18 protein-coding genes are annotated in these 19,988 nt (G+C 43.6%); 11 read left to right on the top strand and 7 right to left on the bottom strand.

The features are described from left to right. Positions 1 to 26: 26 nt before the first annotated feature. From truA to asd, 5 genes are all read right to left on the bottom strand, one after another. Positions 27 to 824 carry a tRNA pseudouridine(38-40) synthase TruA gene (truA, locus tag F897_RS00970; RefSeq protein ID WP_005232340.1) on the bottom strand — a complete coding sequence of 266 codons (798 nt, stop codon included), beginning with the start codon at positions 822 to 824 and terminating at the stop codon, positions 27 to 29. A gap of 18 nt (positions 825 to 842) precedes the next feature. Further along, positions 843 to 1,814 (bottom strand): asparaginase domain-containing protein, encoded by a 972-nt coding sequence (locus tag F897_RS00965; RefSeq protein WP_005232338.1) that lies wholly within the window; start codon positions 1,812 to 1,814, stop codon positions 843 to 845. A gap of 46 nt (positions 1,815 to 1,860) precedes the next feature. Next, positions 1,861 to 3,189 (bottom strand): hypothetical protein, encoded by a 1,329-nt coding sequence (locus F897_RS00960; protein WP_005232336.1) that lies wholly within the window; start codon positions 3,187 to 3,189, stop codon positions 1,861 to 1,863. Between the two features lie 65 nt (positions 3,190 to 3,254). Beyond that, complete coding sequence (locus tag F897_RS00955) at positions 3,255 to 4,859, bottom strand: type IV pilus assembly protein FimV (RefSeq protein ID WP_005232334.1); 1,605 nt, start codon at positions 4,857 to 4,859, stop codon at positions 3,255 to 3,257. 138 nt (positions 4,860 to 4,997) lie between these two features. Then, the gene (gene asd / locus F897_RS00950; protein WP_005232332.1) at positions 4,998 to 6,116 is read right to left on the bottom strand and encodes an aspartate-semialdehyde dehydrogenase; all 1,119 of its coding nucleotides are present in this window, start codon (positions 6,114 to 6,116) and stop codon (positions 4,998 to 5,000) included. 188 nt (positions 6,117 to 6,304) lie between these two features. Between asd and F897_RS00945 the strand changes: the two genes are divergently transcribed. Both F897_RS00945 and F897_RS00940 read left to right on the top strand, forming a co-directional pair. Further along, positions 6,305 to 7,435, top strand: a complete 1,131-nt coding sequence (locus tag F897_RS00945) for an endonuclease/exonuclease/phosphatase family protein (RefSeq protein WP_005232329.1) — start codon at positions 6,305 to 6,307, stop codon at positions 7,433 to 7,435. Positions 7,436 to 7,771: 336 nt separating this feature from the next. Beyond that, a complete protein-coding gene (locus F897_RS00940; protein WP_005232326.1) occupies positions 7,772 to 8,179 on the top strand; it encodes a GNAT family N-acetyltransferase in 408 nt (135 codons plus the stop codon). 40 nt (positions 8,180 to 8,219) lie between these two features. On the opposite strand, the gene F897_RS00935 is transcribed toward F897_RS00940, so the two are convergent. Continuing rightward, on the bottom strand, positions 8,220 to 9,155 hold the full coding sequence (locus F897_RS00935) for an LpxL/LpxP family acyltransferase (protein WP_034580430.1): 936 nt from the start codon (positions 9,153 to 9,155) through the stop codon (positions 8,220 to 8,222). A gap of 123 nt (positions 9,156 to 9,278) precedes the next feature. Next, positions 9,279 to 11,186, bottom strand: coding sequence for an ATP-binding cassette domain-containing protein (locus tag F897_RS00930; RefSeq protein ID WP_005232322.1), 1,908 nt, complete (start codon positions 11,184 to 11,186; stop codon positions 9,279 to 9,281). 39 nt (positions 11,187 to 11,225) lie between these two features. On the opposite strand from F897_RS00930, the gene F897_RS00925 reads away from it, so the two are divergent. The 9 genes from F897_RS00925 to F897_RS00885 all read left to right on the top strand — a co-directional run bounded on the left by F897_RS00925 (position 11,226) and on the right by F897_RS00885 (position 19,892). Next, a complete protein-coding gene (locus F897_RS00925; protein WP_005232320.1) occupies positions 11,226 to 11,471 on the top strand; it encodes a SlyX family protein in 246 nt (81 codons plus the stop codon). Between the two features lie 225 nt (positions 11,472 to 11,696). Continuing rightward, complete coding sequence (locus F897_RS00920; RefSeq protein ID WP_005232317.1) at positions 11,697 to 12,698, top strand: hypothetical protein; 1,002 nt, start codon at positions 11,697 to 11,699, stop codon at positions 12,696 to 12,698. A gap of 19 nt (positions 12,699 to 12,717) precedes the next feature. Beyond that, a complete protein-coding gene (locus tag F897_RS00915) occupies positions 12,718 to 13,620 on the top strand; it encodes a PIN domain-containing protein (protein WP_005232315.1) in 903 nt (300 codons plus the stop codon). A gap of 71 nt (positions 13,621 to 13,691) precedes the next feature. Beyond that, positions 13,692 to 14,141 (top strand): ammonium transporter, encoded by a 450-nt coding sequence (locus tag F897_RS00910; protein WP_005232313.1) that lies wholly within the window; start codon positions 13,692 to 13,694, stop codon positions 14,139 to 14,141. Positions 14,142 to 14,172: 31 nt separating this feature from the next. Then, positions 14,173 to 16,815, top strand: coding sequence for a type I DNA topoisomerase (gene topA, locus F897_RS00905; RefSeq protein WP_005232311.1), 2,643 nt, complete (start codon positions 14,173 to 14,175; stop codon positions 16,813 to 16,815). 124 nt (positions 16,816 to 16,939) lie between these two features. Then, on the top strand, positions 16,940 to 17,137 hold the full coding sequence (locus tag F897_RS00900) for a hypothetical protein (RefSeq protein WP_005232309.1): 198 nt from the start codon (positions 16,940 to 16,942) through the stop codon (positions 17,135 to 17,137). A 32-nt stretch (positions 17,138 to 17,169) separates the two neighbouring features. Next, positions 17,170 to 17,928 carry a hypothetical protein gene (locus F897_RS00895; protein WP_005232308.1) on the top strand — a complete coding sequence of 253 codons (759 nt, stop codon included), beginning with the start codon at positions 17,170 to 17,172 and terminating at the stop codon, positions 17,926 to 17,928. Between the two features lie 125 nt (positions 17,929 to 18,053). Continuing rightward, the gene (locus F897_RS00890) at positions 18,054 to 18,626 is read left to right on the top strand and encodes an HdeD family acid-resistance protein (RefSeq protein ID WP_005232306.1); all 573 of its coding nucleotides are present in this window, start codon (positions 18,054 to 18,056) and stop codon (positions 18,624 to 18,626) included. A gap of 123 nt (positions 18,627 to 18,749) precedes the next feature. Continuing rightward, positions 18,750 to 19,892: a glycerate kinase gene (locus F897_RS00885; RefSeq protein ID WP_005232304.1), complete on the top strand. Its 1,143-nt coding sequence runs from the start codon at positions 18,750 to 18,752 to the stop codon at positions 19,890 to 19,892. The last annotated feature ends 96 nt before the right edge of the window (positions 19,893 to 19,988 follow it).

Here is a 19,988-nt window from a genome sequence, read left to right as displayed (position 1 = left end):
GGATTTAAAAATTAAAAATAATTAGCTTATTCCGGCATATTCAACCAATATGGACCCAAAGGTATTTTGGGTAAGTCAAAATGCTCTGGATATTCAGCCTGAATAAAATACAGACCGTCCGGTGGTGCGGTAACTCCGGCTGCTTTACGATCTTCTGCTGCAAAAATATGGTCAATATGGTCAACCTCATACATGCCTTGACCGATTTCCAGTAAACAGCCCATGATATTGCGTACCATATGATGCAGGAAGCCATCCGCCTGAATATCTAGAATCAGATAAGGCCCATGCTGGATCAGGCGGCAATGACGTACATGACGTACCGGCTGATTGGACTGGCAGGCTGCTGCACGGAAACTTTCAAAGTTATGCGTGCCTTCAAACTTTGCAGCTGCCTCAATCATCTTTTTGACATCAAGTGGATAGTAAATATGCGTGACCTGTTTATGCAGCAAGGCAGGGCGTACCGGATGGTTATAGACAATATAGCGATAACGGCGTGCCTGTGCTTTAAAGCGTGCATGGAAGCCATTATCCATCTCCTTGATCCATTGGATCGAGATATCCTTAGGTAACTGGCTATTTGAGCCCATTAACCAGCCTCGTTCAGAACGCAAGGCATGGGTATCAAAATGTGCAACCATATTCGTCGCATGCACGCCGGCATCGGTTCGGCCTGCACCATGCAGAATAATCGGTTTATCGGCAATTTTACTGAGTACCTTCTCGATTGTTTCCTGAACACTGATTACGCCCGGCTGTTGAGTCTGCCAACCTCGATAATTCGTTCCACAAAACTCAATTCCCACCGCAAAACGCTGCATAATGACCTCAAAACCTGTCTAATCGTACCAATGGGTATGCCATTGTTCTACCGTGTCATATTGTAAATACATTTTTAGGGCTTTTGCATAAAGATCAGCATGGCCATAACTTTCATTGAGCAGAATTTTGCAATCATGAACCCATTCAGCAATAGCATAACGCTGATCAGTGGCACCGAAAGGCACTTGAGTAGTTAAGACCGAGATACAGCCTTTAGCATAGAGCTGGTTGATGCAATCTACGATCTCTGGATTGACGGCCAGATTGCCGGTTCCAAAACCTTGCAGGAATAGGAAGTGGGGCGGATGGGCCAAAATATTTTTCAGATTATTGAACTGTTGGACTAAATCAATCGGCTGCATCATCAAGCTCATGCAGTTAAAATCTGGAGCTTTGGCAATATCGTTTGCCGTAACCTGATAACTTTGCTGGTTGGCCTGAATAGATATATGCGCGTCCAGACCAGTAAAGGCATTCAGCTCAGTGGTATGCTGCTTTAAGGTAGTCTGGGCATGAATCAGTTGCTGATGAAAAGCCAGATAAACACCTGCATTACACTGAGTTACTGAAGCGAGCGCAAAGCTCAGATTGTCCATGGCATCGCTAAATTCGCGTTGCGCATCGCCTTCAGCATTCAGGAGGGGATACTGGCTGCCAGTCAGCACAATATGAGCTGAATTCCCCATAAAATGTGCCAATACTGCACTGGCATAGCTCAGGGTATCTGTCCCGTGAATAATCACAAAATGTTGTATCTGCTGTTCAGATTGCAGATTTTGGATAAATTGCACCAGTTCTAACCAGTCTGTAGCAGTACAGGCACTACTGTCCTTAATCACAGGAGCGCAGTAATACTGAATCAACGGTTGATCCGTAGCAAGCAGCTGTTCCAGTTTTGGAATAAATAAATCGGCAGACATAGGGGCGAGCGGGTCACCGACACAGCCAAAGGTGCCGCCCATATAAATCAGTGCAATATCTTTCATCATAAAAAAAGCAGCCAAATGTGACTGCTTTAGTGTAAAGGGAAATTGATTAAGATGCGATTTGATTCAGCAACTGATCGGCTTGCTGACGTTGTGCTGCTGTATATTCAGTTTCACGTTCAGCAATGACTTCACGGGCAGCTGCATAAGCGCCTAACTGGATATATTGCTGTGCCAGCTCCAGGTTAAGGTCCGCTTCATTAACTTCCATCAGCTCCGGGAAAGACTGCACCAATGGATCATGTTGATCGGTTGCTGTATTTACTGGCGCTGTCGGAATCTCAAAATTCACCCCTGTAGAAACAGGAGCTTCTTTTACAGCTTCGATATTATCAAGTTTAAAATCTAGTCCAGATGTTTCAGTCGCAGCAGGCGTTTCAGTTGCAGGCGTTGCAATATCGAGGCTAGACAGGTCAAACTCAGTTGCAGGTTCGGCTGTTTTTTCCGCAGCAGGTGCTGGAGTGTCTAGAGAGAAAGAAAAATCTAAAGGCTGGATTTCTTCTGTTGTTGCAGGCGCTGATTCTGTTTCTAAAGATACAGATGGTTCAAGCTCAAGCTTAAAATTCATAACCGGTGCTGACTCAGTTGCTGCTGTTGGAGCAGTCTGGGTTTCAGCAGTACTCATCTGAAGATCAAATTCAACTGAATTATCTGATACAGGCGAAGCTTCTTCCGTTTTTACTGGCTCAGCCACTGGAATCTTCGGTTCAAAGTTGAACTCCAAGGGTTGGATATCAGGTACTGGTTCCGCTACAGCAGCTGGTTTGCTTGGTTGCAGTTCCTGTTGTAATGCATCAAATGCCTGTTCGTTTGAAGCAGGAGTGGCAACCAGGTCTGCAAAGGCATCTGTCGAAGGTTTACTTTCCTGTATAGGAGGGATTTGTGGCTGAGCACTTGGGAAATCAATAGTATCCTGATCAGCGACCGAAGAGTTTTCAAACTCACGCTTTTTGACCTCAGCCTGAGCCAGAATATCTTCCAGTTCCAGAGAGCGAACATGGTTAATCAGCTGTGAAATCGCAAATTCATCTTTTTGCAGGATATGAATGTCGAGTAGCAGTAAATATAACTCATGTTGAGAATTATCGCGATTCAGTGCCTGATTGATTTGCGCTTCAGCTGCAAAGAAATTACGTTCCTGAATCAGACCTTCAATTTTCTTGCGTGTTTCTGCTGATAGAGGCGTTGCTAATTTTTTAACGACTCCGGCTGGCTCGACCACTTTGGTTCTTTGTGAAGTGGATTTTGACGCAGCGCCAGGTTTTTTCGCTTTTACAGTTTTAGTTTTTGCTTTATCTGATTCTTGAGCATCTTGTCGTTTTTTTACGACAATTAATACGATGATCAATATCACTAATGGAATCACATAAATCAGCATGTTTTACCCCTTGGGGATAGAGTCCTTAAGTTCGCCTATCCCAATAAATCGTCATGTGTAACTTTTTAATTAATTGGCTTTTTATCTGCCTGTTGTGCTTTAAGCTGCTGTTGCAGCTGGGCAAGACGAGCATTTAATAATTGAATTCTGTGATCCTTCTGATTGAGTGCCAATTCTAGTTCAGTTACGTTTCTCTGTAATTTAACGGTTTTTTCACGGGCTGTCATAACTTTTAATGACAACTCTTTCGAAGTTCGATTTTCTTTTGTGTTTGAGTTGGCAGAAACCTGGCCGGAATCACGCTGATTCTCGGCAACCAGGCTCATTTCTGCCTCATTCAGACGATATTTGGTTTTTGCAGCAGGTTTGGAGGGCACTTGAACAGACTTAGCCGCTGCGGTCTGTATCGGAGTTTTCGCAGTATGAATGGTCGCTAAATTAAGTGCTGCACCTTTACGCAAGCGGTTGGCATCACCCCCAATAAAAGCATGTTCATTCTCACGCTTGATCTGCTGCATGACCTCACTCACTGGACGTTGCTGTTCACTGGCAATCCTCGAAGCAATGCCCCAAAGTGACTCATTTGACTGTACTACATAGGTCGGCTTAACCTGGGTTGAGGTGCTTTGTTTGATGGCTGTTGGCTGTGCCTGAGTTTTAGCTACTAAATTTGGTTTGTCCTGTGCAGTGGTAGATGCCGCCTGCTTGCGTGCCTGCTGTTCTGCATATTTTTTGACAAGTGGATCACTGGACACCATCTGGTTTTCAGTATTTGTCGGTGCAGAAACTTGCGCTGAGGTTGCATTTTTATTTGTTGGGGCTACTGCAACTTCAGCTGGTTTTGTTTCAGCCTGAACTTTTGTCGCTGCAGCCTGTAAGTTTGGCGTTACATCTGTTTGAGTTACAGCCGTATTGATTGCTTTGGATGGAGTATTCACTGGCGCAGTGTTTACAGTACCAGCTTGCTGTGAACTATGACTTGTCGCTGCTACCGCAGTTTCAGTATTAAGTTTTGTTGGGCTTGTGACTTGAGCTGCAATACTCGATGTTGGCTCATGGGTCACAGCAGCTATCGCTGTTTTAGGGATAGAGCTGGCTGATAATGCTGGAGGTGCTGTATTTTGTAAGGCTAACGGTTTTTCTGCTACAAACGAAGTGGCTGGTCTTGATTGGGCATTGGTATAGCGTGTACTCACCGGTAAGTTCAGGGCAATATCTTTTTCACTCACGACTACGACAGGCGCGAGTGGCTGTTCATTCTGTTTCAGGCTGGCCTGTAACAAATCAGTTTTAGGTCTTAATGCAGTACGGATATGCTGTAGGCGTGCTGCATTGCCTTCCTTGATTTTGACAATGATATTTAATTCACGATCAGTGACCGGGCGCGACGAGGTAATGGTAATAACCCCAGTACCATTACTGTTGCGACGGGTGAAAAAATTCAAATGACCCGGTGGCTGATGCGAGGCGCCCATAGAAATCAGGTCTTCTGGCGAGGCTAAACTTACCTCAATGGGCAAGTTAATATCTGATTGACGGAAATTCATTTCCGCATAAAGCAATTCCCCAGGTGCAGACTGGATTTGTACCGGATCTACATTAATCGCATAAATATTTTGTGAAGCAACAATGGCTAAAATGGCAAGCTTTAATTTGTTATATACAGTCATCTGTGAGCTCAGTCATTATCGCATAGCGAAAATTATAGATTAACGGGATGTTTATTTTTTGTAAAATACTTACGCAATAGTTACACAAAAAAGCCGATCAATAAAGATCGGCTTTGTGCTTTATTTCCTGACGGAAACTTAAGAATTTTTATAATCAATCAAGATGCGCAGCATACGACGTAAAGGTTCTGCAGCACCCCAAAGTAACTGGTCACCTACTGTGAATGCACCTAGGTATTCTTTACCCATGTTCAGTTTACGCAGACGACCAACAGGTACAGTTAATGTACCAGTGACTGCGACAGGAGTCAGATCAGTCATTGATGCTTCACGAGTGTTTGGCACAACTTTAGACCAGTCATTTGCATTTGCAATGATATCTTCGATCTCATCCAGTGGAACGTCTTTGCGAAGTTTCAGCGTTAATGCCTGAGAGTGACAACGCATTGCGCCGATACGTACACAGTGGCCATCAATCGGTACGATCTGCTGGTTACTCAGGATCTTGTTGGTTTCAGCCTGACCTTTCCATTCTTCTTTAGACTGGCCACTTTCCAGCTGCTTGTCGATGTATGGAATCAGAGAGCCTGCTAAAGGTACACCGAAGTTTGCAGACGGGAAGCCTTCACCACGTTGCAATTCAGCAATTTTAGAATCAATGTCCAGAATTGGAGAACGTGGATCATCTAACAAGTCTTTGGTATTGTTATATAAATAACCCATACCAGTAATCAGCTCACGCATGTTTTGCGCGCCCGCACCCGAAGCTGCCTGATAAGTCATTGAAGTTGCCCATTCCACCAGATTGTTCTGGAACAGACCGCCTAAGCCCATCAACATCAGAGAAACGGTACAGTTACCGCCCACGAAAGTTTTGGTACCTTTGACCAGACCGTCTTTGATCACATGCATGTTCACCGGATCAAGTACGATGATTGCTTCATCATCCATACGCAGGGTAGATGCTGCATCAATCCAGTAGCCATCCCAGCCTTCAGCTTTCATTTTCGGGAAAACTTCAGTGGTATAATCGCCACCTTGACAGGTAATAATGACATCCATTTGCTTCAGACTGTTAATGTCTGTTGCATCCATAAGTGCTGGGGCAGTCTTACCACCAAATGCCGGAGCTTCACCACCCGCATTACTGGTAGAAAAATAGAATGGCTCAAAATGAGCAAAATCATTCTCTTCAACCATACGTTGCATAAGGACGGAACCCACCATCCCGCGCCAACCGACCAGACCTACTTTCATGTCACTTTGCCTCGGTGCGTTAAAAAATCAAAAGGGATTCGAGTGTATCAAAAAGGGACGTGACTGCAAGAGCTACACAATCAAAACATCAATATTCTTGAGCGAAATATCTGCTTTATGATACATACAAAATTGATAAAGCAATTTTTCTTTTAGAAAAAATAATAACTTAGTAAAGAGTGTATCTTATGGTAGGGTTTATCCAGATCATGGCAATCGTGGTCATCTGGTTAAGTTTCTGGTCGCTGATTCCCCGAGATGAATGGTGGATTCGTGGTGCAGATTTTCCACGTTTACAGATTCTGGTTTTGGGCTTCATAGCCTTTATTCTTTTTCTCCTCGTCGATCACCCATGGACGGCCTTCAATCAGCTGCTTTTTGTCGGCCTGATCGCTGCTTTGGCGTATCAGCTGAAAATGGTCTTGCCTTATACCTTTGTCTGGAAAAAACAGGTCAAGCAGGTCAAGCAGGATCAGCTGGATCCGGATCGTCAGATTTCCCTGATTGTCTCAAATGTCCTCACCACCAATACCAAATATCATTTACTGATTGAACAGATCCAGACCCATCAGCCAGACTTGGTCTTAACGCTGGAAACCGATCAGGCATGGCAGGATGCACTGGCCGTCATTGAGCCAGATTATCCCTATCGGGTGCCCGTACCTCTGGATAATCTGTATGGCATGCATCTGTACAGCAAACTTGTGCTGAGTGAAACCGAGGTTAAATTTATTCTGAGTGATGAAATTCCCTCGATTCATACCAAGGTCATGTTACGTTCCGGACAACCGGTACAGCTTTATTGTCTGCATCCGAAACCGCCAAGTCCAACTGAAGCTAAAGATTCAACCTTACGTGATGCGGAACTGCTGATTGTAGGGGATCAGATTAAGGATCTGGATGAAAGCTGCATTGTGATGGGAGATCTGAATGATGTGGCCTGGTCACGCACGACACGTTTATTCCAGCGTATCAGCGGTTTGCTGGATCCACGTGTCGGTCGACGCTATGTAAATACCTTCCATGCCGATTATCCTTTATTACGCTGGTCGCTTGACCATGTGTTTCACAGCACCGATTTCGCTCTGGTGCATATGGAACGTTTAAAACACGTCGGGTCAGATCATTTTCCGGTTTATCTGATTTTACAAACTGGGCGGGTATTTGAGCATCATCAGGAAGCGCTGGAAGAAACAGATCAGGATGATCAGGAAGCCAAAGAAGCGATTCAGGAAGGAATTGAAAAGGCAGAGAAAGAAGAGAAAAAAGTCACTGATAAGATTGCGATGGCTTATAAGAATGAGGAGAAATTCCTATAGTTTTAGCTGAAAAGTGTACGATATTGCTTACAGCAGTTTCCGCTTCTTGCGAATGGGCAGTACAGAGGAATCCACGTATTCTAAGCTCATCAGCACAGGGAGTCGAGAAAGGATATTCTCATAAGGAAGACGAAGCTGAATGAAAACATCATGGAAATGATGCTGAAAGGGAAATCACAACAACGAAGAAGCAATTATAACATATGAAAGCACAACCTCATTAACCCGGGTTTTACAGGATGTAGAACCCGGGTTAAATTATTTTCGGCTTATTTTTTTATTATAATTATTTGATTATTAAAATAAAATTTAAATTAAAAAATGGATATTACCTGAATGGAAGTTATGATTTCTGATCATGATTCAGTCAATGAATCCGAAGTGCTACAGCTCTATCTTGTCAATCAATGGTCAGCTGCAGAAAAACCTCAATTACTTTTACAGGCTTTGCAGCATTCTCATAGTCTGGTGACGGCACGTATCAACGGTCGGCTGTTCGGCTTGGGAAATGCGATTTCAGACGGTTATCTAGTGGTGTATTTCCCGCATTTATTGGTTCACCCAGAGGTGCAGCGACAGGGCATTGGTCGTCTGATCATGCAAGAAATGCTGCAACGTTATTCAGGATTTCATCAGAAAATTCTGGTAGCTGATCAGCATGCCACTGAATTTTATAAAACTCTAGGTTTTGAGCGTGCAGGGCATACACAAGCAATGTGGATTTATCAGGGAACCGATCATTGATTTTTCTTGCCAATAATACCGTTCATATTGATTCTAGTTCTTAATAGATTTTATCGTAGCCTTCAGGACGGGTCTTAAAGCGACGATGGAACCACATATATTGCGTCGGTGCAATGCGCAACTGGCGTTCAATAATCAGATTTACTCGAGTTGCATCATTGACTTCATCCGCACTTGGCAAATTCTCTACCGCAGGCTCGATCAATACACAGTAGCGTGGATTTTTAATATCCCCAGTCCGGTAAAAATAGAGTGGAATGGCAGCGGCCTTGGTCATTTTTAATAAGCGACGATGTGCGGTTACTGTGGCTGCAGGTACCCCAAAGAAGGGTGCCATTACACCTTGTTTTAAACCAAAATCCTGATCCGGACTGTACCAGATGGCATGGCCATTTTTCAGGTTACGCACCAGACCACGCATATCATCATGGTCAATCTGGTTGGCATAAATGGTGGCACGGCAGCGGTAAATCAGCATATCGAGCAAGAGATTATTTTGTGGTCGATACACCACATCTGGCTCAAAATACTGTGCACATAAATAACCACCGGCATCTAGCAAAGTCGAGTGGGTGCCGAGCAATAAAGCCCCTTTACCTTCTGCCTGAGCCTGCTGGATATGTTCCAGCCCTTCAATTTGTACCCGGCCTTTAAACCATTTTGGACAGTACCAGGCATTCAAGGTTTCAAATACACCGAGCATCTGGTTAATAAAGACCATACGGGCATTGTCCTGAACTTCTTGAGCTGACCATTCCGGGAAACAGACTTCCAGATTGCGAAGCGTGGTTTCACGGCGAGATTTCAAATATTTAAATGCCATCTGGCCGAGTAGATCTGCCAGACGATGCTGAATCGCCCAAGGTAAGATGGCCAGAATCATCAGAAATACAATACCCACCCAGATACCCCAGTATTGCGGTAACAGGAATGACCATTGAAATTCACCGGGTTGGTATTCTGGCGTTCGACTCATAAATTCAATATTTAAAATCAAAGATGTCAGCAGTGTAGCAGAAGAGCTTTTTGAAATAAAAAACTGCAAAATAAAAAAGCACCTGTATGAATACAGATGCTTAGTGACTAGGCGATTTAAAGATTAACCTTTGGTCATATTTTCCAGTTCGTCCCAACGTTCCATTTTTTCCAGCAAAATCTCATCAATTTCGCCTAAACGTTCAGAGGCTTTGGTCGCTGCTGCGGCATCTGTGACAAACCACGAGCCATCCGCCAGTTTGTCGGAAAGTTCAGCTTGTTCTTTTTCCAGTGCTTCAATTTCAGCCGGTAACAGTTCCAGTTCACGCTGATCTTTGTAGCTAAGTTTTTTCTTTGGCGCAGGTGCTACAGGTGCAACCGCTGCTTCAGCCTTGGCTTGAGCTTTTTTGACTGCCATTTTCTGGTCAACCACAGTCTGATCTGGACGTTGTTCCAGATAATCCTGATAGCCACCGACATATTCATCAATATTACCTTTGCCATCAAAGACCCAAGTCGATGTGACGACATTGTCCATGAAGGCACGGTCATGCGAGATCAGTAGCAGGGTGCCTTTGTATTCCGCTAGCATTTCTTCCAGCAGTTCCAGCGTTACCATATCCAGATCGTTGGTCGGTTCATCCATCACGATCAGATTTGATGGTTTCAGTAATAGTTTGGCGAGCAGAATACGGTTACGTTCACCGCCAGATAGAGCTTTAACTGGCGTACGGGCACGTTCTGGCGAGAACAGGAAGTCTTGCAGATAGCTGTAGATATGACGACGTTGGCCATTCACATCGACATGATCTGAACCTTCCGAAACGTTATCTTTAACTGATTTTTCCAGATCCAGCACATTACGTAGCTGGTCAAAATAAGCAATTTCCAGCTGGGTTCCGGTTTTGACTGTACCGCCATGCTCGATTTCTCCCAGAATGGCTTTGATTAGTGTGGTTTTACCGACACCATTATCACCTACCAGACCAATACGATCACCACGCATTACAAGCACCGAGAAATCATTAATGATCGGTGCATTGTCACCAAACTTCACGCTCAGATGTTCAATCTCGAACACCACTTTACCTGAACGCTGTGCTTCCTGAGTTGACATGTTGACTTTGCCTTGCTGGAAACGGCGTGCTTTAGACTCTTCACGTAATTCTTTCAGAGCACGAACACGACCTTCGTTACGGGTACGGCGCGCTTTAATACCTTGACGAATCCAGGCTTCTTCTTCAGCCAGTTTTTTCTCGAACAGGGCATTTTGTTTTTCTTCTGCTTCCAACTGCTGAGCTTTTAGGTCGAGGTAACGTGAATAATTGCCTTCATAGCTACGCAAAATGCCACGATCCAGCTCGACAATACGGGTCGCAATACTGTCCACAAAGGCACGGTCATGCGAAATAAACAGTAAGGTCAGGTTATTCTGTTCTAGCAGGAATTTTTCCAGCCATTCAATACTTTCGACATCCAGATGGTTCGTTGGTTCGTCGAGTAACAGCACATCAGGTTGAGTGAGCAGGGCACGTGCCAACAGAACACGGCGTTTACGGCCACCGGATAAATCAGCAAGATCCGCTTCCGGATCCAATCCCATTTTACTCAGGATTGAATTAACCTTAGTTTCCAAAGCCCAGCCATCCAGCTGATCCATCTGATGCTGCAAATGTCCCATGCGGTCACAGGCTTCCATATCACCGAGCACGCAAGCTTCACTGGCTTCATGATAGGCACGCAACACTTCTGAAGCTTCACCGGCGCCATCAGCAACAATATCTGCAACCTTGCCGGAATCCATTGGCACGTCTTGGGCCAGCATGGAAATGGTGATGCCATTTTGTAACGAAACTTCACCACTATCCGGGAGTAAACTTCCTTCAATCAGTTTAAGTAAGGTAGACTTACCCTCACCATTACGGCCAATCAAACATACTCGTTCACCGCGTTCCAAATTAAAGTTGGCGCCGTCGAGCAAGGCAGGTCCGCCAAATGCCAGTTGGACATCCCTTAAAGTAATATAGGCCATAATGTTAATGTTTCCTGAAATCCCAAATGAGGACTTAAAATGACTAAACAACAAAATCTAAATGATCAGGCGTCATTTTCCGCACCCATTGAAGATTTGCAAGTGCGAATTGCATTTTTAGATGATTTAGTTGAAGAGCTGAATCAGCAGGTCACTCGCCAGAATCTGGAAATTGCCGATTTAAAAAAACAAATGCAGTTGTTATATCAACGTGTTGAGTCTGCAGATTTGTCCGAAGGGATTGATGCTTTTGATCCGGTCACCAACCGTCCACCGCATTATTAATTTACAAATAATTTTTAAAAAGAAAGCAAAAAGAAAGCCCTCCAGTCGTGAGGGCTTTCTTTTAAGCAGGTGAAGCTCGATAAACCTAAACCAAGTCACCACTTTTACTTCGTCCAAGATGATCTTTAAAATCTAAATATCGTCATGGAAGGTGGAAACTATTTGACCTTTCACACACTTCCTACTCTAATAGTATTTTTCTAGCTCAGTTTTTAATCTTGCCTTATGCACCAAAAAGTTGTCCTTCTTGATCTCGAAAATAACTTTCCTACAGCCAAACTGTTACATGACATCGTTGAACATTATCCGACCTTGTATCTGTTTAACTGTGCCGGAAAATTCGAGTTTGCTCTAGAAGAACTGACTGAGTTGGCCAGCTGGATCAGCAGCGGACAAATTATTATTCTGGATGTCCTGGAAGCAGAGCATAAAGAATATGAATATGCCCTGATTGTGGGTCAGCTGATGGCTTTGCTGGAAGCAGATACTCATGTCGAGCTGATTTCAGCCATGGATAGCAGTGAAATGCTGATGAAAATGCTTCAGGCTTCGGATATTGATTGCAGCCTGATTCAGGTGCTGCCAGAGGATGCATCCACAGGGGCTCAAGATAAACCTAAAATCCAGTTGCCAAGTATTGAAGCCATTAAAGCAAAACCGGCTTTGCAGCTGGTGAAAAAGTACTGTGATGCGCTCGGCAAGATGAGTGGTAAACCGACCACGCTCGAAACCTTAAAAAATTCAGTCACCAATATTCTGCAAGTTTTACCAGGCAAAGCGCAGCATGTAGTTGGCATGCTGATTAATCTGAAAATAGTCAAACGTTATGACGAGCAGATCAGTTTCCGTAAAAAAGTTTTGAAACAGTGGGTGCAACTAGATCTCAATGACAACCAACCTGCTGAAAAACGAGCTTTGGATCAGGTAGTCTCGAAGCTCAATACTGAAGAGCCTGTGGTTGAACCTGCTCAATCTCCAATCCAGTCTGCCCAGCAAGGTCTGTTCAAAAACTTTAATAAAATTGATCCGGTACAGCTCGAAGTCGCACGCAAGCTGTGCGAATTACAGGGAAATAAGCCTAAAGATATTTATGAATTACGTGATTTACTCGAGCAGTTATTTCCACAGTCAGATGTCCGTCTTTTACTTAAAGAGTTGATTGAAAAAGGATATATTTATTGGAATGGTCACGAAGTGTTATATAGTCATGAGATGTTTCTAAATTAGAATAATCTCATGAGGGCATATGAAAAAAATACTGTTATTGGATATTGAAAACTTACCCAAAACTGAAACAGAGCTCCTTCAATATCTTGCCCAATATCAATATGTTTATCTGGTCTATGCCAAAACGCCCATGGGGTTTAGTCTAGACGGTGTCGTCAGGCTTGCACCTGCAATCAGTGCAGGAAAACTAAAAGTCCTGAAGATGTCTAAAATAGGTAAAGACGCTGCTGATTTTGGCCTATGTTTTATTGCTGGACAGCTTTCTACCCAATATAAAAGCTCTGAAGTTTGCTTCGAGATTATGTCGAATGACTTTTCTATGGAATATGTGGCGGACTTACTTAAAATTGCCAAATTTCAGGCTAAAGTTATTTCAGCTAAACCATTAGTCAATCCAAATATTGCTCAGCAAATAAAAGCAGAAATAGACATTCAAAAACTGATTTTTCAATACTGCTCCAATTTAGTAAGAAGTAACTTTTCTAAGCCTGCAAAAGTAGAAAGTTTAATTAACTCGCTTAAAGCCAATTTAAAAGTGGAAGAAAAATGTGCTCAGCTTTTAGTGGATGAGTTAATCAGAATAAAAATTATTAAAAATCAGTCTAGTAAACTTCAATATCAGACTGCAGCAATTGAAAAATTTTATAAACAGCATTTAGCTACCGTCGAAACCGTCGAAACCGTCGAAACTCAAGATGAAGTGACTGAAAGAAAATTAAGTCATTTACGTCTGCGCCTGATGCCTTATCTCAATGTTGTTGCAGAACGTCGGCCTAAATTTATTGCCAGTTTCGAGGTGTTACTAGAGCGATGCGTGCCTAAGGAAGAGGTCCGAGAATCATTCAATTTACTCATCAAACATCAGCTAATACAGTTAAATAAACGGGAAATTATTTATAGTCCGCAGCTGCTGGGAAATTAAATTTATCCAGCGGTGCTTGCCTTTTATAGCGGGCTTATGCAAATCTAATATAAGAACATAAAGGTTGAACTATGGAAAATACCGGAATCTGGGTGGCAGTTGTCATCATCGTTTTCGTACTGGGGTCTATTTTTGGTCTGCGTGTGAGTCCTAGAGAAAAGGCATTAGGACTCATGCGTGATAAAGCCCGCAAGATGGGCTTACATCCACGTCTGGTGGTTGCACCTGACTGGACTAATATTCCCAAGGTGACTGAAAGTCGTGCCAGTATGGTGGCCTATTATAGTGTGCTGCTTCCAGATGCCCGTTTACCGCTGATGCGTGCCCGCGTGGTTGATAACAAACTTGAACTGGTGCATGGGGATGACAAATTTAAAGATTTTCCCATTGCATTAAAGGGCATTTATGCTATTGATATGCAGGCAAACTGTGTAGGACTCTATTGGGATGAAGAATCTGATCTTAGAGCCACACAACTTGATGACATCAAGGCACTATTACATTCTTTGGCTGAACTTTAATTTTAGAAATAAACAGGATTAAACGGTTAATATGGCGAACGCTCCTCGGTCCACATCAAAAAGCAGCACGGCGAAGTCTTCCGACGCTGGAAGTAAACGTGCCTTGGTGATTGTGGAGTCGCCTGCAAAAGCGAAAACAATCAACAAGTATCTCGGTTCAAACTACATCGTAAAATCTTCGGTGGGTCATGTGCGTGACTTACCGACGGGCGGCTCTGCGAAAACTGCAGAGAAAAAACCGGTGACCCGAACCAAGCTGACTGAAGCAGAAAAAGCAGAAAAATCACAGCAGGCGTTGATTAACCGGATGGGTGTCGATCCAGAACATGACTGGAAAGCCAAATATGAAGTCCTTCCGGGCAAGGAAGGCGTAGTCGCTGAACTAAAAAAACTGGCATCGCAAGTCGATGAAGTGTATCTCGCAACGGATTTGGACCGTGAAGGGGAAGCGATTGCCTGGCACTTAAAAGAAGTGATCGGCGGCGATGATTCACGCTACCAGCGTGTAGTCTTTAACGAAATTACCAAAAATGCCATTCAGGAAGCGTTTAAGCAACCATCTCGTCTAGATACCAATAAGGTCAATGCCCAGCAGGCGCGCCGTTTCTTAGACCGTGTCGTCGGCTTCATGATTTCACCACTGCTCTGGGAAAAAATTGCCCGTGGTCTGTCTGCGGGACGTGTACAGTCTGTCGCTGTAAAGCTGGTCGTGGAACGCGAACGTGAAATTCGTAAGTTCATTCCTGAAGAATACTGGCAGGTTTTTGCAGATACCAAATCCAAGAAAGATGATATTCGTCTGGAAGCGGTCAAGCAAAATGGCAAGACTTTAAAGCTGCATAATAAAGCTGAAACTGACGCTTTACTAAATCTGATTAAAGACGCCGAATATAAAGTTATTAGCCGTGAAGATAAACCGACCAAGGTCAATCCAAGCGCGCCGTATATCACTTCAACGCTACAGCAGGCAGCCAGCACACGTTTAGGCTTCTCGGTGAAGAAAACCATGATGCTGGCGCAGCGCCTGTATGAAGCTGGTTTCATTACCTATATGCGTACTGACTCCACCTTCCTGAGTGATGATGCAGTCAATATGGTGCGCGGTCATATCGAGTCTGAATACGGCGAGAAATATCTGCCAGCCAAGCCGAACCGTTATGGTAATAAAGCCGGTGCGCAGGAAGCTCACGAAGCCATTCGTCCATCTAATGTCGCGCTGAAAGGCGATAGTCTTGCTGGAGTGGAACGTGATGCACAGCGTCTGTATGACCTGATCTGGCGTCAGTTTGTGGCCTGTCAGATGACACCTGCTGAATATTTATCTTCTACGATTTTAGTCGATGCCAATGGTGTCGAGCTGAAAGCCAAAGGTCGTACCTTAGTATTTGATGGTTTCACCAAAGTTCGTGGTCAGAACAAATCTGATGATGATGTATTGTTACCGGCAGTGAAAGTCGGTGAAGTGCTGAAGCTGGAAAAACTAGATCCATCTCAACATTTTACCAAGCCACCGGCACGTTTTACTGAAGCATCTTTAGTCAAAGAGCTTGAGAAAAAAGGTATTGGTCGCCCTTCGACTTATGCTGCCATTATCTCGACCATTCAGGATCGTGGTTACGTAAAACTGGAGAACCGTCGTCTCTTTGCCGAGAAGATGGGTGAGATCGTTACTGACCGTCTAGATGAAAGTTTCAATAATCTGATGAACTACGACTTTACTGCAGACCTTGAAGGTCAGCTGGATAAAGTGGCAGATGGTGAGCGCAACTGGAAAGATCTGTTAGACAGCTTCTATGGTGATTTCAAGAAACGTCTAACCAATGCTCAGGGTGAAAACGGCATGCGCCGCAATCAGCCTGTAGAAGTTGAAGCAGTCCATTGTAAAGAATGTGACCGTCCGATGCAGATCCGTACCGGCACAACAGGTGTCTTCCTGGGCTGTTCAGGTTATAACCTGCCACCGAAAGAACGTTGTAAAGGTACATTGAACCTGACTCCGGTTGAATCTCTGGCAGCACTGTCTGATGATGATGCCGCTGAAACCGCTGATCTGATGTCGAAGAAACGTTGTCCAGTCTGTGGCACTGCAATGGACAGCTATGTGATTGATGGCGGCCGTAAACTGCATATTTGTGGTAATAACCCGGACTGTACAGGTTATGAGCTGGAAGAAGGCGAATTCAAGATTAAGGGTTATGATGGCCCAACCATTCCATGTGACAAATGTGATGGTGAAATGCAGCTGAAAACTGGCCGTTTTGGTCCATATTTTGCCTGCACCAGCTGTGAAAATACCCGTAAAGTCTTAAAGAATGGTCAGCCTGCACCTCCGCGCGTTGATCCGATCAAGATGGAACACCTGCGTTCAACCAAGCATGACGATTTCTTTGTTCTGCGGGATGGTGCCGCAGGTCTGTTCCTGGCTGCGAGCAAGTTTCCGAAAGTCCGTGAAACTCGCGCACCGAAAGTGGCAGAACTGCGTACTGTGGCGGATCAGCTGGATCCAAAATATCAGTTTATTCTGCAGGCGCCAGATGTGGATCCTGAAGGGAATCCAACTCTAGTGAAATTTAGCCGTAAGAACCAGTCTCAATATATTGGATCAGAAACCCCGGAAGGCAAGCAAACCAAATGGTCGCTGGTTTATCAGGATGGCAAATGGGTTGAAGCCTAAGCTATAAGACATCAAGAAAATGCTGACGAAAGTCGGCATTTTTTTATGACTAAGTATTTTTGATCAACACAGTTCTAGGATATTCTAGGCGTTAAATAATAAAAGATTAAAATAGGAATCATCCATGATTTGGCTAGATAAATTCCTGTTCTTAAGTATCGGATTAGGATCTATCCTGTATTTCATGCTTGGAAAGATTAATGAAATGGGTATTCCTATGGATCGGGGAATGATGATTATTCTGGTGATTATTATGTCGCTGGTTACTTTGAGCTGTGTTTTATATCTGCGCTCTGAAGATCAAAAAACGAAACAAAAATAACTTTTAAATAAACTATATATTGGCATGTTCATATGTGGAAAAAAATCCGAATCCTGATTTTATTGATGATTTTATTTGTGGTGGCAGTAAATGCTTATCGAGATCAGAATCAGGACTGGAACAAACCAATCTTTGTTCTGTTGCATCCGATCAATGCAGATGGATTGGCGACTACACAGCAATATATCCAGCAATTGTCTGCTCAGGATCTAAAAGGGACACAAGAATATCTGGAAAAAGCGGCCCAGCAGTACCGTGGACAGCCCACTTATTTTTATTTTAATCTGGGACATGAACTCAAAGAATTGCCACCTAAAGTGCCGGAGCAGGCCTCCTTACTTGGCACCATTTTATGGAGTCTGAAATTCCGTTTCTATGCCTGGCAACAGCAGCAAGGTTCAGATCCTTCCTCGAACGTTACTCTCTTTTTAAATTATTATGATCCTGCACACACCCAGCAATTAAAACATTCAACGGCTCTGCAAAAAGGCCGGATTGGTTCAGTCAATCTATTTGCTTCAAGCAGACAGTCTGACCAGAATAAGATTGTGCTGGTGCATGAATTACTGCATACCTTTGGCGCTTCAGATAAATATGATCTCACTACAGGCCAGCCGATATACCCCGTCGGTTATGCTAATCCCAATCAGCAGCCTTTATTTCCCCAAACCAAAGCTGAGCTAATGGCAGGGCACATTCCAGTATCGCAAAGCACCAGTAAAATGCCAGAATCTTTAAATCAGACTCTGATTAATGAAATCACGGCGATTGAACTTGGCTGGAAAAAATAATTAACGAAGTGCTGAATAAACCGGCATAAGTTACTATTTTTATAGATAAACTCAGTCAATTTCTAACAAATTTCTCCATGATTTAAGAGCATAATCAAAGTCATAGCCAATTACTTGAGAAGAATATGAAGACTGTTGGAAATGATCTGGTTCGGCATCAATTGCATGAAAACCGTAAATGGTATTTAGGCCTGGGTGCCTTATTAGTGTTATTTGGAATTGTACTGTTAGCGTCGCTGCCTTTTGCCACCTTATCTGTAGTATTCCTGTTTGGGGTCCTGATGATGATAGGTGGGGTAGTTCATCTGATTGCCGGGATTAAAATCTTCGATGGGACATTTCGCTGGCTCTGGCTGCTATTCGGTATCATCTATTTTATTGCGGGATATTATGCTTTTAGCACGCCAGCGAAAACTGCGATTGTACTGACCAATCTGCTTGCGATTGCTTTGATTGTGGCGGGAATAATTCGCGTCTTGAATGCTTTTATCTTTAAAGCATTTCGCGGCTGGGGTTGGACTTTATTTTCCGGGATTTTAACTTTAGCTACAGGTATCCTGATTCTATTGTCACCGAATGCACCGTTCTGGGTTCTAGGTGCTTTTCTGGCAATCGATATTTTGTTCCAAGGGATTAACTATCTGACTTTAGCTTCCTATATCAAGCATCGTGTTCCAAAAAGCTCCGCAGATATTTAAGTAAGACCAGTATAAAAAAGAGTGCAATGAGCGCTCTTTTTTTATTGGTATGTTCAGCTTTGCCTGTAAGATGGGTATGCATTTCAAATTAGTATAAAACCTATAACGCGGCCGATCATATTCATGAAAATCTTTGTTCTAGCTCCCGATTCATTTAAGGAAAGTATGACTGCCGAACAGGCCTGTCAGGCGATGCAGCGTGGTATTTTGCAGGTCTTTCCTGATGCAAATTGTATTACTTTACCAATGGCAGATGGTGGTGAAGGAACTGTAGATGCATTAATTTTAAGCCTAAAGGGTGAACGAGTAACGTGCCAAGTCACTGGACCATTAGCCAGTCAGTCGATCGAAACTTACTTTGGCTTGGTTGATGCTGGTCAGACCGCAGTGATTGAAATGGCGAAAGCCAATGGCATTCATCTGCTCGAAGCTGCTCGACGTAATCCCATGTTGACCTCGACTTATGGCACAGGGGAAATGATCAAACAGGCGCTGGAGCTTGGCGTAAAGAAAATCATTATCGGGCTCGGTGGTAGTGTGACCAATGACGGTGGTGCTGGAATGGCTCAGGCTTTAGGAGCCCGATTCTTAAATACTGCGGGAGAATCAATTCAGGTCTGTGGTGGTAATCTGGATCAGATTGATCAAATTGATTTTTCCCAACTCGATACTCGTTTAAACAATACAGAAATCCTGATTGCTTCAGATGTGAATAATCCATTGTGTGGACCGAATGGTGCTTCAGTGATCTTTGGGCCGCAGAAAGGTGCAACATCGGAAATGGTACAGCAGCTGGATCGAAATCTAAGACATTTTGCTGATCTGGTTGAAACAAGCTTAGATATTTCTTTTAAAAACTTTCCCGGCGCAGGGGCAGCCGGTGGGTTAGGTTTTGGGTTGATGGCGTTTGCAGGAGCAAAGCTGCAATCCGGCGTAACGTTAATTACGGAACAAAATAGACTAGCGGAAAAAATTGCAGATGCAGATTATGTTCTTACTGGCGAGGGCAAGATCGATCATCAGACCGCTTTAGGAAAAACCCCATTTGGTGTGGCTCAGGTCGCCCAGCAATTGAATAAACCGGTAATTGCGTTTGCAGGTTTGGTCGGTGAAGGGATTGAGTCACTGTATCAGACTGGATTTAGCCAGATTATCGGAATTAATCCACCAGATTGTTTATTGGAAGAAGCCTTAAAGAATGCAGAAATTAATCTGGAAAAAGCAGTTGTTCAAACTGTTCAAAATATTCAGGAACAGGGTGTTTGAGTAAGATGGTCATTGCCGCAAAAGCTTGATAAAAAGACAAATATAAATGCCTAAGCAGATTTTACTTTTCAAGGATGAGAATCCTCAAAATATATT

Origin of the sequence: Acinetobacter variabilis (assembly GCF_000369625.1) — a bacterium.
Lineage (GTDB): Bacteria > Pseudomonadota > Gammaproteobacteria > Pseudomonadales > Moraxellaceae > Acinetobacter > Acinetobacter variabilis.
The sequence above is the reverse complement of the archived record's forward strand: the minus strand, read 5'-3'. Positions and strand labels throughout refer to the sequence as shown.